Origin of the sequence: Agromyces sp. NPDC058126 (assembly GCF_042884595.1) — a bacterium.
Lineage (GTDB): Bacteria > Actinomycetota > Actinomycetes > Actinomycetales > Microbacteriaceae > Agromyces.
In genome coordinates, this window is the sequence record NZ_JBHVTS010000002.1 from 617,431 (window position 1) to 631,605 (window position 14,175).

The 14,175-nt window shown below is 70.7% G+C and carries 14 protein-coding genes and 2 pseudogenes; 7 read left to right on the plus strand and 9 right to left on the minus strand.

All coding sequences use genetic code 11. The features are described 5' to 3' along the window. Positions 1-47 precede the first annotated feature (47 nt). The 6 genes from ACFVTR_RS08075 to mnhG are packed head-to-tail and all read left to right on the plus strand — an operon-like array spanning position 48 to position 6,363. Positions 48-3,011: a Na+/H+ antiporter subunit A gene (locus tag ACFVTR_RS08075; protein WP_387036294.1), complete on the plus strand. Its 2,964-nt coding sequence runs from the start codon at positions 48-50 to the stop codon at positions 3,009-3,011. Continuing rightward, positions 3,008-3,523, plus strand: a complete 516-nt coding sequence (locus ACFVTR_RS08080) for a sodium:proton antiporter (protein WP_387036296.1) — start codon at positions 3,008-3,010, stop codon at positions 3,521-3,523. Before ACFVTR_RS08075 ends, ACFVTR_RS08080 begins: the two co-directional genes overlap by 4 nt. After that, positions 3,520-5,106: a Na+/H+ antiporter subunit D gene (locus tag ACFVTR_RS08085; RefSeq protein WP_376943600.1), complete on the plus strand. Its 1,587-nt coding sequence runs from the start codon at positions 3,520-3,522 to the stop codon at positions 5,104-5,106. Before ACFVTR_RS08080 ends, ACFVTR_RS08085 begins: the two co-directional genes overlap by 4 nt. Next, complete coding sequence (locus ACFVTR_RS08090; RefSeq protein WP_387036298.1) at positions 5,103-5,741, plus strand: Na+/H+ antiporter subunit E; 639 nt, start codon at positions 5,103-5,105, stop codon at positions 5,739-5,741. The genes ACFVTR_RS08085 and ACFVTR_RS08090 overlap by 4 nt, the downstream gene beginning before the upstream one ends. Beyond that, positions 5,738-6,010, plus strand: coding sequence for a monovalent cation/H+ antiporter complex subunit F (locus tag ACFVTR_RS08095; protein WP_026378455.1), 273 nt, complete (start codon positions 5,738-5,740; stop codon positions 6,008-6,010). Before ACFVTR_RS08090 ends, ACFVTR_RS08095 begins: the two co-directional genes overlap by 4 nt. Then, on the plus strand, positions 6,007-6,363 hold the full coding sequence (gene mnhG / locus ACFVTR_RS08100; protein ID WP_387036300.1) for a monovalent cation/H(+) antiporter subunit G: 357 nt from the start codon (positions 6,007-6,009) through the stop codon (positions 6,361-6,363). Before ACFVTR_RS08095 ends, mnhG begins: the two co-directional genes overlap by 4 nt. Before the next feature lie 28 nt (positions 6,364-6,391). Here the strand turns inward: mnhG and ACFVTR_RS08105 are convergent. Both ACFVTR_RS08105 and ACFVTR_RS08110 read right to left on the minus strand, forming a co-directional pair. Then, positions 6,392-6,844 (minus strand): annotated as a pseudogene (locus ACFVTR_RS08105) (DUF6264 family protein); the annotation flags it as partial. A gap of 13 nt (positions 6,845-6,857) precedes the next feature. Beyond that, positions 6,858-7,337 carry a hypothetical protein gene (locus ACFVTR_RS08110; RefSeq protein ID WP_387036302.1) on the minus strand — a complete coding sequence of 160 codons (480 nt, stop codon included), beginning with the start codon at positions 7,335-7,337 and terminating at the stop codon, positions 6,858-6,860. A 1,483-nt stretch (positions 7,338-8,820) separates the two neighbouring features. Here ACFVTR_RS08110 and ACFVTR_RS08115 point away from each other — a divergent pair. Further along, positions 8,821-8,946, plus strand: a pseudogene (locus ACFVTR_RS08115) (hypothetical protein); the annotation flags it as partial. 165 nt (positions 8,947-9,111) lie between these two features. Here ACFVTR_RS08115 and ACFVTR_RS08120 read toward each other — a convergent pair. The 7 genes from ACFVTR_RS08120 to paaA form a co-directional block, all read right to left on the minus strand. Then, a complete protein-coding gene (locus tag ACFVTR_RS08120) occupies positions 9,112-9,387 on the minus strand; it encodes a hypothetical protein (protein WP_387036304.1) in 276 nt (91 codons plus the stop codon). 117 nt (positions 9,388-9,504) lie between these two features. After that, positions 9,505-10,290 carry an enoyl-CoA hydratase/isomerase family protein gene (locus ACFVTR_RS08125; protein WP_387036306.1) on the minus strand — a complete coding sequence of 262 codons (786 nt, stop codon included), beginning with the start codon at positions 10,288-10,290 and terminating at the stop codon, positions 9,505-9,507. 15 nt (positions 10,291-10,305) lie between these two features. Beyond that, complete coding sequence (gene paaE / locus ACFVTR_RS08130) at positions 10,306-11,505, minus strand: 1,2-phenylacetyl-CoA epoxidase subunit PaaE (RefSeq protein ID WP_387036308.1); 1,200 nt, start codon at positions 11,503-11,505, stop codon at positions 10,306-10,308. Continuing rightward, positions 11,505-12,005 carry a 1,2-phenylacetyl-CoA epoxidase subunit PaaD gene (gene paaD, locus ACFVTR_RS08135; RefSeq protein ID WP_387036310.1) on the minus strand — a complete coding sequence of 167 codons (501 nt, stop codon included), beginning with the start codon at positions 12,003-12,005 and terminating at the stop codon, positions 11,505-11,507. Before paaD ends, paaE begins: the two co-directional genes overlap by 1 nt. Beyond that, positions 11,999-12,853: a 1,2-phenylacetyl-CoA epoxidase subunit PaaC gene (gene paaC, locus ACFVTR_RS08140; RefSeq protein ID WP_387036312.1), complete on the minus strand. Its 855-nt coding sequence runs from the start codon at positions 12,851-12,853 to the stop codon at positions 11,999-12,001. Before paaC ends, paaD begins: the two co-directional genes overlap by 7 nt. Next, positions 12,850-13,155, minus strand: a complete 306-nt coding sequence (gene paaB, locus ACFVTR_RS08145; RefSeq protein WP_387036603.1) for a 1,2-phenylacetyl-CoA epoxidase subunit PaaB — start codon at positions 13,153-13,155, stop codon at positions 12,850-12,852. The genes paaC and paaB overlap by 4 nt, the downstream gene beginning before the upstream one ends. Continuing rightward, positions 13,155-14,138, minus strand: a complete 984-nt coding sequence (gene paaA / locus ACFVTR_RS08150) for a 1,2-phenylacetyl-CoA epoxidase subunit PaaA (RefSeq protein WP_387036315.1) — start codon at positions 14,136-14,138, stop codon at positions 13,155-13,157. The genes paaB and paaA overlap by 1 nt, the downstream gene beginning before the upstream one ends. Positions 14,139-14,175 lie beyond the last annotated feature (37 nt).

Consider the following 14,175-nt stretch of genomic DNA (forward strand, 5'->3'; position numbering starts at 1 on the left):
CGCCAAGTAAACTGAGCGGACGGACGGTGCGAGCGCGAGGAGGGTGAATGATCTTCTGCCTCGCCCTCTTCGGCGCCCTCGCCATCGTCACCCCTCTGCTCACACGCGTCCTCGGCCGACGCGTCTTCGCCGTCATCGCCCTGCTCCCGGCCGCGGTGTTCGTCCTCCTCCTCACCTGGCTCCCCGGCGTCCTCGCCGGCACCCCGGTCGTCGAGACCGTCGAGTGGATCCCCGCGCTCGACATCGCGCTGAGCTTCCGCCTCGACGCCCTCGCACTGCTGCTCGCCCTGATCGTGACCGGCATCGGCGCGCTCGTGCTGCTCTACTGCATGAACTACTTCGCCGACGACGAGCCCGCGCTCGGCCGCTTCGCCGCGCTGCTGCTCGCCTTCGCCGGGGTGATGTTCGGTCTCGTCACGGCCGACGACGTCTTCATCATGTTCACCTTCTGGGAGGCGACGAGCGTGCTCTCGTACCTCCTGATCGGCCACTACACGGGCCGGAAGGAGAGCCGCGGTGCGGCGCTGCAGGCGCTCACGGTGACGACCTTCGGCGGGCTCGCGATGCTGGTCGGCCTCGTCATCCTCGCCGTCGAGGGCGGCACGACGAGCCTCGCGGAGCTCGTCGCCAACCCGGTGACGGGTGCGGCCGGCGAGTGGGCGATCGCCCTCGTCCTCCTCGGCGCGGTCTCGAAGAGCGCCCTCGTGCCCTTCCACTTCTGGCTGCCGGCCGCGATGGCCGCGCCGACCCCGGTGAGCGCCTACCTGCACGCCGCAGCAATGGTGAAGGCCGGCGTGTACCTCGTCGCGCGCCTCGCCCCCGGCTACGCCGAGCTCGAGGTGTGGCATCCCATCGTCATCGGCCTCGGCGGGCTCACGATGCTCGTCGGCGGTTGGCGTGCGCTGCGCCAGTACGACCTCAAACTCCTGCTCGCCTACGGCACGGTCAGCCAGCTCGGCTTCCTCGTGATGGTGACGGGCTTCGGCACCCGTGACGCGGCACTCGCCGGCGTCGCGCTGCTGCTCGCGCACGCCCTGTTCAAGGCCACCCTGTTCCTCGTCGTCGGCATCGTCGACCACGCGGCGGGCACCCGCGACTGGCGCAAGCTCTCGGGTCTCGGCCGCCGGATGCCGGTGATCGCCACGATCGCGTTCGTCGCGGCCGCCTCGATGGCGGGCCTGCCGCCCCTCCTCGGCTTCGTCGCGAAGGAGGCGGTCTTCACCGCCGAGCTCGAGGCGGCGCTCGCCGGCGACACGTGGGGATGGATCGCCCTGGTCGCCGCGTTCCTCGGCTCGGTGCTCACCGTCGCGTACACGGTGCGGTTCGTCTGGGGCGCGTTCTTCACCAAGGCGGAGGTCGCGCCAACCCCGCTGCACCGCGAAGGCGCCGCGATCGGCATCGCGCCGGCGCTCCTGGCCGGGGCATCCGTCGTGTTCGCCTTCGCCGTGCCGCTCATCGAACCGCTCCTCGCGGCCTACGCCGACGAGCTGCCGGGCGGGCACGAGTACCACCTGGCGCTCTGGCACGGCCTCGAGCCGGCGCTCGCCCTGTCGGCCGCCGTGTTCGCCCTCGCCGCGCTGCTCGTCTGGGGCCGGCAGCGGGTCGCCCGCATGCAGGCGGCCGTGCCGCCCGCGCTCGACTCGGCGCGCGGGTACCTCGGCATCGTGTCGTTCGTCGACCGCCTCGCCGCCCGGGTGACCACCGCATTCCAGGTGCGCGGGCTCGCGGGCTACCTCGCGATCATCATGGTGGTCTTCATCGGCGGGCTCGGCACCGCTGCGATCCTCAACGCCTCCTGGCCCGACGGCGTGCGGATCTGGGACTACCCCGCCCAGCCGTTCATCGCGTTCATCATGGCGATCGCCGCCGTCGCCGCCGCGATCGTGCGCCGCCGCGTGACCTCGGTGCTCCTCGTCGGCGTCACGGGCTACGGCCTCGTGCTGCTGTTCGGCATGTCTGGGGCGCCCGACCTCGCGCTCACCCAGGCGCTCGTCGAGACGATCACGATCGTCGTGTTCGTGCTCGTGCTGCGTCGTCTGCCGAAGCAGAGCGCCGTGCACCCGACCGCGCTCGGCCGCGCGACCCGCGCCGTGATCGGCGTGCTCGCGGGCCTCGTGATGGGCGTCATCGGCCTCGTCGCGCTCGGCGCCCGCATCGAGCCCACGATCGCCGAGGGCCTTCCGGCGCTCAGCATCGAGGCCCACGGCAAGAACATCGTGAACGTCATGCTCGTCGACATCCGCGCGTGGGACACGCTCGGCGAGATCTCGGTGCTCGTCGCCGTCGCGACCGGTGTGGCGAGCCTCATCTTCGTCTCCGGCCGCACCGGCGGCGCCCCGCGACTCGACGAACAGCCCGACCGCCGCAACCGGCTGCAGCCCGTGCTCGAGCCGGCCTCGTCGATCCGTGCGGCGAAGCCGCGCCTGGCCGAGGTCGACGACGAGACCGATGCCGCAGCCGAGGCCCACGAGCATCGCCAGACCTGGCTGCTCGCCGGTCGCACGCTCTCGCCCCGCAACCGCTCGATCCTCATCGAGGTGCTCGTGCGCCTCCTCTTCCACCCGGCGATCATCGTGTCGGTGTTCCTGCTCTTCGTCGGGCACAACGCGCCGGGCGGCGGCTTCGCCGGCGGCCTGCTCGCGGGGCTCGCCCTGGTGGCCCGCTACCTCGCCGGCGGTCGGTACGAACTGGGCGAGGCCGCCCCGGTCGACGCCGGGCGCCTGCTCGGCACTGGGCTCCTGCTCGCCGCGGGCACCGCAGCGTCCTCGCTGCTGTTCGGCCTCACCGCCTTCGAGTCGACCTGGTTCGAGACCGACGTCCCGGTGCTCGGGCACCTCTCGATCGGCACCTCGACGCTCTTCGACATCGGCGTGTACCTCGTCGTCGTGGGCCTCGTGCTCGACATCCTCCGCTCGCTCGGTGCCGAGGTCGACCGCCACCAGGAGGAGACCGAGGGCGACCCCGAGGCCGCCGACCCCACCGCAGCCGACCGCGAGGGGGCCCCGGCATGACCGCATCGCTCACCCTCGTCATCCTCATGGCCGTGCTCTTCGGCGCCGGCATCTCGGTGATGCTCGAGCGCAGCCTCACCCGCGTGCTCATCGGGTTCCTGCTCGTCGGCAACGCGGTGAACATCCTGATGTACCTGATGAGCGGCACCCCCGGACTCGCGCCGATCCTCGGCGAGGGCGTCGACGAGGGCGAGATCTCCGACCCGCTCCCCCAGGCGTTCGTGCTCACCGCGATCGTCATCAACCTCGGCATCACGGCGTTCATGCTCGCGCTGATCTACCGCTCCTGGTGGCTCGCGAAGCTCGGGGCGAAGGGCGACCTCGTCGACGACGAGGCGGAGCTCGCCGAGGACGCCGAGGAGACCGCCGACCTCATCCGCTCCTCCGCCGCCGACGACGAGGCGATCCAGTCCCTCATCGACGCGAGCGACGAGGAGTTCGACGAGCTCGACGACGAACTCGAGCGCGAGGCATCCACCCGTGACGCCGACGACGAGGAGGCCCGCCGATGACCGCCGTGCTCGTCCCCCTCGTCGTGCTCCTGCCGCTCCTCGGCGCCGCGACCGCGCTCATCCTCGGTCGCCACCGGCGCGCGCAGATGGCGGTCGGCGTCACCGTGCTCGCCGCGGTCACCGTCATCGCGGCGGTGCTGCTCGTCGCGGTCGACACGACCGGGCCCGCCGTCGTCTACCTCGGCGCGTGGGACGCCCCGTGGGGCATCACGCTCGTCGTCGACCGGCTGTCGGCGATCATGCTCGTGATCTCGGCCATCATGCTGCTCGTCGTGCTCGTGTACTCGGTCGGCCAGGGCATCGCCGACCAGCATCGCGAGACGCCGGTCTCGATCTTCCACCCGAGCTACCTGATCCTGTCGGCGGGCGTGTTCAACGCCTTCATCGCGGGCGACCTGTTCAACCTCTACGTCGGCTTCGAGATCCTGCTCGCGGCGAGCTACGTGCTGCTGACCCTCGGCGGCACGGGCGAGCGCATCCGCTCGGGCGTCACCTACATCATCACGAGCCTCGTCTCCTCGCTGTTCTTCCTCTCGGCGATCGCGCTCATCTACGGCGCGACGGGCACGGCCAACATCGCCCAGCTCTCGGTGCGGCTCGCCGAGCTGCCGCAAGACGTGCAGCTCATCCTGCACCTGCTGCTGCTCATGGCGTTCGGCATCAAAGCGGCCGTGTTCCCGCTGTCGTTCTGGCTGCCCGACTCGTACCCGACGGCGCCCGCCCCCGTGACGGCGGTGTTCGCGGGCCTGCTCACGAAGGTCGGCGTCTACGCGATCATCCGCACCGAGACGGTGCTCTTCGTCGAGAGCGACGTCTCGACCCTGCTGCTCGTGATCGGCGGGCTGACGATGCTCATCGGCATCCTCGGCGCGCTGACCCAGGCCGACATCAAGCGACTGCTCTCGTTCACCCTCGTGAGCCACATCGGGTACATGATCTTCGGCATCGGCCTCTCGAGCGTGATCGGGCTGACGGCCACGATCTACTACGTCGTGCACCACATCACGGTGCAGACCGCGCTGTTCCTCACCACCGGACTCATCGAGCGCTTCGGCGGGGCGACGTCGATCACACGCCTGGCGGGCCTGCTCAAGGCCTCGCCGCTGCTCGCGGTGCTCTTCTTCATCCCGGCGATGAACCTCGGCGGCATCCCGCCGTTCTCGGGGTTCCTCGGCAAGGCGGGCCTCTTCCTCGCGGGCGCCCAGGGCACCGGGGCGGATGCCTCGTCGGGCCCCGCCTGGCTCATCTGGGTCGTCATCGCGGCAGGCGCCGCGACCTCGCTCATCACCCTCTACGCGCTCACCCGCTTCTGGAACATGGCGTTCTGGCGCGGGCGCGACGAGCTCGAGGGCTACGAGTCGGTGCTGCTCGGCTCGGTGCTCGAGGCCCCTGAGGGCGCGACCGTCACGGCGACCCGCACCACCCCGGTGCTCATGGTCGTCGCGACCGCCTCGCTCGTCGCGGTGACCGTGTGCCTCACCGTGTTCGCAGGCCCCCTGTTCGACCTCGCGGGGCGCGCGGCCGAGGGGCTCAGCGACCCGTCGGTGTACGTCTCGATCGTCTTCCCCGAGGGGGTGCGATGACCCACACGTCCGAACCGGTCTCGCGGTGGCGCTCGGTCTGGCGGCAGCTGCCGCTCCTCGTCGCCCTGCTCGTGCTCTGGCTGCTGCTCTGGGACCACATCGACGCGCTCAGCATCGTCACCGGACTGGTGCTCGCGATCGCGGTGACCCGCGCCCTGTACCTGCCGCCCGTGCTGCTCAGCGGCCGCTTCAACCCGTGGCGCGGCCTGCTGCTCGGGCTGCGCATGATGGTCGACGTGGTCTTCGCCTCGCTCCAGGTGGCGGCGTTCTCGATCTGGCCGTGGTGGAAGCCGATGAACTCGATCATCGTCGTGCAGCTGCACACCCGCTCCGACCTCGTGACGACCCTCACGGCCGAGGCGATCTCGGTCGTGCCGGGCACCGTCGTCGTCGACATCGACCGCGAGCGCGGCCTGCTCTACCTGCACGCGCTCGGGACGCGCACGCAGACCGACATCGACCGCACCCACCGCCAGGTGCTCGGCACCGAGGAGCGCATCGTGCTCGCGATCGGCACGCACGAGCAGGCCGAGGTGGTGCGGGCCGAGCGTCGGGCGCGTCGCGCGGGCGAGCGCACGGCGAGCCACGCCGACATGCACCACGGGCCATCCGACCAGAACGGAGGCACCCCGTGACCTTCCTCACCCTCGTCTCGATCCTCGCCGGCCTCATGTTCGGCATCGGCGCGATCGCCGCGGTCGTGCGCATCATCAAGGGGCCGTCGATCCTCGACCGAGCCCTCGCGACCGACGTGCTGCTCGCGATCGCGATGTGCGCGCTCGGCGCCGAGATGGCGATCAACCGGCACACCGACACGCTCGTCGTGCTGCTCGTGCTCGCGATGTTCGCGGTCGTCGGCTCGATCTCCATCGCACGCTTCATGGCGAAACAGGATGCCTCGTGAGCGCCACCGAGATCGTCGTCGGTCTGCTCATCCTCGTGAGCGCGTTCCTGTCGATGGCGGCGGGCATCGGCATCGTGCGGTTCCCCGATGTGCTGACTCGGCTGCACGCCGCGACGAAGCCGCAGGTGCTGGGCCTTGCGACCGTGCTGCTCGCGATCGCGCTGCGCGCGCCGACGTGGGGCGTCATCTCGACCGTCATCGTGATCATGACGTTCCAGCTGCTCACCCAGCCGATGACCGCCCACATGCTCGGTCGCTCGGCCTACCGCACCGATCACGTGCGTCGCGACCTGCTCATCGAGGACGACCTCGCGCGCGACATCGCCGAGCACGACGAGCACCCGGCCGGTTGACGGGCGACCGCGGCGAACCGCTCGAGATCTATCCGACCCCGGCCGCGGCGATGCCCTGGCCGAGCAGGAAGACGAACACGATGCCGGTGAGGGCGACGAGCGGCACCCAGAACGCGGTCTGCCGCGTGCGCAGCCGCCGCACCGCGAAGACGAAGCCGAGCACGCCGACGACGATCGGGACGACGGCACCGAACAGCGCACCGACGGCGACGAGACCCGGGTTGCACGACGAGTAGCACGAGGCCGCCCCGAGCATGAGCAGGCCGAACAGCATGCCGACGAGGGTGAGAATTCCCAAGGGCACGAGCAGCACGATGGTCACGACCAGGTCGGCGACGTTCGGCGGTCGATTCCGGCTCGACGTCGAATCGACGCCCGCTTTCGCGGGCACCGAGAAGCGACCCCCGTCGATCGGCTCGCCCGCGCGCGTCGGCCCGATCCGCTCAGTGGGCTCGGTCATGCGGGAGTGCTCGGTCCCGACATCGGATCGGCGCTCACTCCGCCTCGTCGGGGGCTTGGCTGCACCGGGCGAACCCCATCACCTCGAGGTAGCTGGTCCCGTCGAGATCCTCATCGACGCTCACACCGACGAGCGGGGCGGAGTCGTCTCCCCCGCGACGAGTCGCGAATCGGTCGTCACGGTTGTCGAGCGTCTCGTCCTCGACGAACCCCGCGGCGCCGACATCGTTGCGCAGGTCATGGGCGATGGCCTCGATGCCCGCCGGATCGGTGAGGTAGACGAGCCAACGGCCGGTGTACTGCCTGGCGTCGCCGCAGGAGACGAATCCCCTCGGAATCGGATCCTCCAACCGCTCGACGGCGCCGTCCGGCAGGAGGTCGACCACGGCCTGCATGTCGTCGCGCGCCTCGTCTCTCGCCGTCTCGTACGGCGGGAGCTGCGCGCAGCCCGCGGTGACGACGACCGTGAGCACCGAAAGGATGAGCGCCCATCGAGTGCGGCGGACCTTCGTCATCTTGCTCCGTTCAGGTGATCGGCGACACCGTAGAGGACCCGACCGTTGTTCGCCGACGAGATGATCTGGTTGTGATGGGCGACCGAGTCGGCGCCGGCCCAGATGCCGCCCACGAGTCCACCGCTGAGCACCTTCCCGAGTTCATTCTCGCCGACGATCCCGCTGTCACGGATCTCGAGGGCTCCACCCGAGTCGGGAGCGACGCCGTAGCCGAGTCCGTCGAGCACCGGCACCGGCACGTGGACCCCGTAGAACAGCTTGTTGATGTCGTCCTCTGCGGCGTAGACGAAGTACTCCGTCTCGGGGTTCGCCTCCCAACCTGCCTTCATCCCGATCGGAGCCAGGAGCACCCTGGTGTCGAACGCGACCACCGCCTCGGCTTCGCCCGCGGGCGCGGAGCCGAAGCTGTGCTCGATGCTGACCACCGGCAGATCGCCGACCCCGGTCGCATCGAGGCCCTGATGGAACGCGGCGTAGTTCGCGCCGATCGTGTCGGCGGCGCCGTTCAGCTGCGGGCCGTTCCACGCCAGCCCCTCGAGCTGCGGGAAGGTGCCGTCCTTGAACACGAACCCGAGAAGGTCGCCTCCGCTGTTCGCGACCTGCCACGCGGCGAACTCCTGCTGGGATCCGGATCGATACGGGTCGCTCGGGTCGACGAGGCCGGCGTACATCAGCTCGAGGCTGGCATTCGTCCCGGGCATGAACGACATTACCCGCCTCGCGGTGGTCGGGTCGCCGAGCATCTCGATGATGCGGTCGTTCTCCGGCTGGTAGAGGTAGAGCTGGATGTCCCCGGCGACGACCTGCTCGAGGTAGGCGATCTGCTGCTCCAGCAGCGTCCGCTCCTCGTTGCGCCCGCCGTGCGGCACTCTCCCGCGCAGCTCGCGCCGTTCGTCCAACGCGGCCAGCCGCTGTCGCGACTCGTCGAGGATGGTCGCGGCGTTCCTCCGGTTGGCCGCCACCCGGACGAGGATGGGCAGCCCGTTGAGCGCGCCCACGAACACGGACGCACCGGCGAAGAGGGCGGTCCGCTGACCGTCATCGAGCGAGCCCCACCAGTCGGCGACCGTCGCGGGATCGTTCCGCTCCGCTTCGGCGAGCAGTTCGGGGTGGCGCTCGAAGAGGATCTTGAGCTCGGTCTCCGACAGTCGGGCCAGCCGGTCGAGCAGTGCTCGGCCCCTCGGTGCCGCGGCGGTCCCGCCGAAGCCCCAGAGTCCGCCGACGATCTCCCTCGCGGTCAGCGCCGCGACCGTCGCGCGGTCGAGATCCTCACGATCGATCACGAGTCGGTTCCACTTCGCCGCGAGCTCGGCATGCCGATCCTCCGCGCGGTCGAGACGCCACCGGACGTCGTCGCGGTTGCGCTCCCAGCCGGCGTACAGCACCGGATCCTTCAGCATGAGGGCCTCATCCGAGGAGGCCTGGGCGAGCTCGACGTAGAGCCGGCCGATCTCGTCATCGTTGCCGATCCGCTCCCGTTCGATCGAGGCCTGCCGCTCGCGCAGCACGGCGAGCGCTTCGGCATAGCCGTCGAGGACTCTCCCCTGTTCGCTCCACCCCTCTGCGAGGAGCCGCAGCTCCGGTGCTGCGGCAACGACCCGAGTGGTGAATGCCCGCTTGGCGGCACCAGCCCATGCATCGTCGGCGACGCCTTCAGCCGAGGTGAGGTGCAGCCGGGACTCGCGGGCATCGCTCGCAGCGTCGGTTCGAACGCCCGCGGCCTCGCGGATCCGCTCGGGTGCGCCCGCACCCGGATCCTGCCAGCTCCACGCCATCAGACGCCGCCCGCGATCGCCGCGTCGAGGTCGGCGAAGTCGTCGAGCACGCGGGCGGGATGCGCCGCGAGGTCGAGCAGCGTGCGTTCGACGACCGCACGACGCACCTCGAGCAGCGAGACCGTCTCAGCGACGGCCGACTCGACGAGCGCGGATCCGAACGCCGCACCGTCGCAGTCGGCGACCGCCCGACGGTGTTCGATGAGCTCGGCCGCGCGTTCGAGGTCGCCGGTCAACTCGATCAGCGCCGATTGCTCGATCGTGAGATCAGCCACGGTCCCCCCAGCTCGACGTACGTCGCGCCAGCCTAGCCGGTGCGAGCGGCACGACGACGAGTCATCCACAGCCCGTGATCGTCGGGGCGATCGCGCGCTTCGTCGCGGTCCCCGGGCTCAGCCCCGCCCGGTGAACTCGGGCTTGCGCTTCTCCTGGAAGGCCGCGAAGCCCTCGCGGTAGTCGGCGGTGTCGCAGAGCGCGGCCTGCGCGCGGTTCTCCTCGGCCATCGAGGCCCAGAGGCCGAGGCGTTCGTCGCGGAGCGAGGCCACGAGCCGCTTCGAGGCGACGAACGCCTGCGTCGCTCCCTGCGCCGCCCGGGCCGCCGCGGAGCGGGTGGCATCCAGCACCTCGTCGGCGCCGAAGACCTGCGAGAACAGGCCCGCCGAGACCGCCTCGGCACCCGTCATGAGCCGGCCGCTGACGATGAGGTCCATCGTGCGGTGCGCGCCGAGCCGCTCGACGAAGAGGGCGTGGCCGCCCGAGTCGAGCGTTGCGCCGAGGTTCGCGAACGGCGAGCCAATCTTCGCGGTGTCGGCGACGTAGACGATGTCGCTCGCGATGAGGAGGCCGAGTCCGACGCCGAGGCACGCACCGTGCGCGATGGCGAACGTCGGCACGGGGAGTTCGGCCATGCGCTGCAGGAGCGGCTCGACGATGCCGCCGAGGTAGCCCTGCACGTCGTCCTCACGGGGGTCGACGCCCGAGATGTCGCGGCCCGCGCAGAACGCGCGTCCCTCGCCGCGCAGCACGAGCGCCCGCACCTCGCCGCTGCCGGCGAGCCGCTCGACCTCGGCGTACACCGACGAGAGTTCGGCGAGTGCCGCCTCGTCGAGCGAGTTGAGCTTCTCGGGCGCGTTCAGCACGACCTCGGCGACGCCGTCGGCCACGGTGAGTTCGATCATGCGGGTTCCTCTCACTCAGACGTCGTAGTCGACCACGACGCGCTCGGACTTCGGGTGCGACTGGCAGGTGAGCACGTAGCCGCGCTCGAGTTCGTCGGGTTCGAGCGCGTAGTTCTCGGTCATGTTCACACTGCCCTCGACGACCCGCGCACGGCAAGTGCCGCAGACGCCGCCGGCGCACGCGAAGGGCACGTCGGGACGCACCCGCAGTGCCGCGTTCAGGATCGACTCGTTCGCCGACACCGGGCTCTCGACGGTCGAGGACTGCCCGTCGAGGGTGAACTCGATCGCGACCGTGTCCTCGCCCTGCTTCACCTCGACCGGCCGCCCGTGGCGCGGCTCGACCCGGTCGGCGTCGGTCGTGAACAGCTCGTAGCGCACGTGCGCCGCGGGCACGCCGCGCGCCTCGAGGGTGTCGCGGGCGAGCTGCACGAGCTCGAACGGCCCGCAGAGGAACCACTCGTCGACCGTCTCGGGCCGGATGAGCACGTCGAGCATCGTCTCCAGCTTCTCGGCGTCGATGCGGCCCGACAGGATGGGCGCCGTGCGCTGCTCGCGCGAGAGCACGTGGTGCAGCGCGAGTCGCGAAGGGTAGCGGTCCTTCAGCTCGGCGAGCTCCTCGAGGAACATCACGTCGAGCGTCGAGCGGTTCGTGTAGACGAGCTCGAACTCGGAGGTCTCGGAGCGGGCCAGCACCGTCTGGGCGAGCGCCATGAGCGGGGTGATGCCCGAGCCCGCCGCGATCGCGACGACGTGCTTGCCGTCGAGGGCGTCGAGCGTCGAGGTGAAGGTGCCCTGCGGGCTCATCACGTCGAGCGTGTCGCCCGCCTGCAGCTCGCTGTTCGCCCAGCTCGAGAAGATGCCGCCGAGGTCGCGCTTGATGCCGACCGAGATGAGGCCGGTGCCGTCGTCGGCGACCCGGGGCGGGCGGCAGATCGAGTAGCTGCGGCGGCGCTCGTGCCCGTCGAGCTCCTTGCGGAGGGCGACGTACTGCCCGGGCAGGTAGCTGTACTCATCGGCCAACTCGACCGGCACGGTGAAGGTCACCTCGACGGCGTCGCTCGTGAGCGGGCGCACCTCGGCGACCTCGAGCGAGTGGAATCGTGCGCGCCGGCGCTTCGTCGCCGCTTCGGTGGTCGCAGCCTCGCCGCCGACGGTCGCGTTGAGGAACGCCTCGGCTGCCGTCTCGGTCGAGCCCAGGTTTCTCGCCGCCATCAGATCACCTTGAAGTAGTCGAAGGGCTCGAGGCAGGCGCGGCACTCGTAGAGCGCCTTGCACGAGGTCGAACCGAAGCGGGCGATCTCGCGGGTGTCGAGCGAGTCGCAGCGGGGGCACTTCACCGCGAGCTGCACGCGCACGGGACCCGCGCCGCGCGCGGCGGCGAGCCCGGTGGGCGCCTGGATGCCGTAGCGGCGCAGCTTCTCCTTGCCGGCGTCGGTCATCCAGTCGGTGGTCCACGCGGGGGCGAGCACGAGGTCGACCTGCACCTCGTCGTACCCGGCGTGGGTGAGCGCGAGCACGACGTCGTCGCGCATGGCGTCCATCGCGGGGCATCCGCTGTAGGTGGGGGTGAGCTCGACGTGCACCGCGCCGTCGTCAGCGACCTCGACCGTGCGCAGCACGCCCAGGTCTTCGATGGTCAGCACGGGGATCTCGGGGTCGGTCACGGTCGCCGCGACCTGCCACGCGGTGCGCTCGACGGTCGCGGTCACCACGATGCCCCCGGGTGCTGGCGGGCGAGCACCTGCATCTCCGCGAGGAGCGGCCCGAGGTGCTCGGTGTGCGAGCCCCGGCGGCCGCCGCCGGAGGCGGTGTACGCGGTGCGGCCGGAGGGCCGCTCGAGCGCGGCCTCGGCGAAGATCTCGTCGACGGCCGACTCGAACGCGGGTCGCAGCGTCGAGGGCAGCACGGCGACGCCGTCGGCCGCGAGCCGCTCGGTCAGCTCGTCGTCGGCGAACAGCTCGTCGACGTACGGCCAGGTGACGTCGACGGCGCGGATCATGCGGCGGCGCGACTCCTCGGTGCCGCCCGCGAGGCGCAGCACCCACTGGGTCGCGTGGTCGCGGTGGTAGTCGACCTCCTTCACCGACTTCGCGGCGATCGCCGCGAGGGTCGGGTCGGTCGAGCCGGCGAGCGCGCCGTAGAGCTCGAAGAGGTAGAGGGATGCCACGAGCTGACGCGCGATCGTGCACGCGAAGTCGCCGTTCGGCTGCTCGAAGAGCCAGGCGTTGCGCCACTCGGGCTCGTCGCGCCAGTAGGCGAGCTCGTCCTCACTGCGACCCGTGGCCGTGCCGGCGTAGTGCAGCAGCGAGCGGGCGTGCCCGATGAGGTCGAGGCCGATGTTGCCGAGGGCGATGTCCTCCTCGAGCTCGGGCGCGCGGGTGATCCACATACCGAGCTGCTGGGCGAGCACGAGCGCGTCGTCGCCGAGCCGCAGGGCGTACTCCGCGGCATCCTCGGAGGCGATCGCACCCGCACCGGCGCTCGCACCGGCGAGCTCGTCGGCGAGCGCGAGGCGGTCGACCGAGACGTCGCCGTGCGGGTCGAGGTCGGCGTCGCTCACAGGTGCTTCACCCCTTCGCTCTTCGTGTAGTACACCGCGTGCCGGTAGTTCTTGCCGGCCGGGCTCTCGAAGAACGCGCCCTTCGCGTCGGGGTCACTCGTGGTGACGGCGTCGGCCGGCACGACCCAGATCGAGACGCCCTCGTTGCGGCGCGTGTAGAGGTCGCGGGCGTTGCGCACGGCCATGTCGGCGTCGGGCGCGTGCAGCGAGCCGACGTGGACGTGGCTGAGGCCGCGGTTGGCGCGCACGAAGACCTCCCACAGGGGCCAGGGCTCGGTTCCGATCTCACCGGGGGTCGACATCATGCCACCGCCTTCTGCTTGAGCGACTGCTTGCGGGCGTATTCGGCGGCGGCGTCGCGCACCCAGGCTCCTTCTTCGTGGGCCTCGCGACGGCGGCGCAGTCGCTCGGCGTTGGCGGGGCCGCGTCCGGCGAGCACCTCGTTGAACTCGGTCCAGTCGATCTCGCTCATGTCGTAGGCCTGCGTCTCCTCGTTCCAGGCGAGGTTCGGGTCGGGCAGGGTGACGCCGAGCACCTCGGCCTGCGGCACGAGCATGCCGACGAAGCGCTGGCGCAGCTCGTCGTTCGAGAAGCGCTTGATGTTCCACGCCATCGACTGCGCCGAGTTCGGCGACTGGTCGTCGGGCGGGCCGAACATCTGCAGCGACGGCCAGTACCAGCGGTTCACCGAGTCCTGGGCCATCTGCCGCTGCTCGGGGGTGCCCTGCATGAGCTCGAGCAGGATCTCGAAGCCCTGCCGCTGGTGGAACGACTCCTCCTTGCAGATGCGCACCATGGCGCGGCCGTAGGGGCCGTACGAGGCACGGCAGAGCGGCACCTGGTTGCAGATCGCGGCCCCGTCGACGAGCCAGCCGATCGCGCCCATGTCGGCCCAGGTCGGGGTCGTGTAGTTGAAGATCGACGAGTAGCGCGCGCGGCCCTCGAGGAGCTGGTCCATCATCTCGTCGCGCGTGATCCCGAGCGTCTGCGCGGCCGAGTAGAGGTAGAGCCCGTGGCCCGCTTCGTCCTGCACCTTGGCCATGAGGATGGCCTTGCGCTTGAGGCTCGGCGCGCGCGTGATCCAGTTCGACTCGGGCTGCATGCCGATGATCTCGGAGTGCGCGTGCTGGCTGATCTGGCGGATGAGGGTCTTGCGGTAGGCCTCGGGCATCCAGTCGCGGGGCTCGATGCGCGAGTCCTTCGCGATGAGCTCGTCGAAGAGGGCCTGGCCCGCCTCGTCCTGGGGCTCGGCGCCGGCGAGGCTGAGCTCGGCAGCTGCGGTCATCATCGACTCCTGTGTCTTCGTGGGGATCGGGGTGTTT